Annotated in this window: 1 pseudogene; it reads right to left on the bottom strand. The window is 62.3% G+C overall.

What is annotated here, in order from left to right:
- Nucleotides 1–231: pseudogene (locus tag OXS27_RS32295) on the bottom strand (GSCFA domain-containing protein); the annotation flags it as partial.
- Between the last annotated feature and the right edge of the window lie 824 nt (nucleotides 232–1,055).

The following is a 1,055-nucleotide window of genomic DNA, read 5'->3' on the forward strand; positions in this document are numbered from 1 at the left end:
ATGCGACATGCCAGCGGGTGCGGTCTCGGTGACGTAGTAGTTGAACTGCGAAGCACGGAGAGCGACCGCCACGCGCTGCGCGAAACAGGAACCGGCCGTGGCTACCCGGTCGTCGGACGAGATGGTGAAGTTGTCGCTTGAGTGCAGATCCAGGGCGAAAGGCGGCACGTTCGTAACAGCATTGGACCAGAACTGCCTGGACGGCAGCGACTTGTACGGGTTGTTCGACATTTTGGCCTCACGTGACATGCCGCTGAAAGGATGGACGCCGCCGTCAGTTGCCGCGGTCGATTCGCACGGGTGACACGCTCACCGATGCTCGGACGCGTTCGACTCAGCGGCCGTGGTCCTGACCCAACTGATCACGGTCGGTCGGCGTAACGGGGTGAGTCCTCGGGGGCGGTGCAGCGTCGGGTTTTGATCGTGCACTGACTTTAGAGAGGTTCGCGTCGCTGCCGAGGTGAGCGGGCCGACGATTGCAGCGGCGAGGATCAGGCATAGGGCGAGGTCGTAAATCGGTCGCCGCCGGCCGGAGGCACCGTCGCGGCGAGACAAGCCTATCGAGGGCCGGATCATCGTTGCACCCGACCAAACGCGGAGCCCAGGATCGCAACCCGGGCGATGTCACTTCGCCGCTCGCTTAGGCGAGGGTGAACCGCTGCCTCGCTGAAGGGATCGGCTGAAGCGGCAGTCTGCGCAACCGTCGGCGCGCCACTATGGTGGGCCAGTCTCACGGCGGAGACGCCGAGGGCAGGCAAGGCTAGGGCAGTGAGCGCGTAGGTGAAGCGCATAAACTGCACTAGAAGGTCTGAAGTTTGGACGCGGCGTGGCGCTGCGTGGTCGAGGACTAGCGGCGGCAATGTTGCGCAGATTAGAGGCTGAGGCGCGGGCAACATAGATGGGGTTCCGAGTGAAGAGTGGGAAATTTGCCCACACGTTCTATGTGTGCAAAAATCCCACGTCAATCGAGAAAAAGCGTCATAGGGTGTGCCGACGCACCGCGTGGGATTGCCTCTTAAGCTCAAGCTTCTACGACTGAGGTCATGTCCGACACT

The sequence above is a fragment of the Methylobacterium sp. GC_Met_3 genome, assembly GCF_026540775.1.
In the GTDB taxonomy this organism is placed as follows: domain Bacteria; phylum Pseudomonadota; class Alphaproteobacteria; order Rhizobiales; family Beijerinckiaceae; genus Methylobacterium.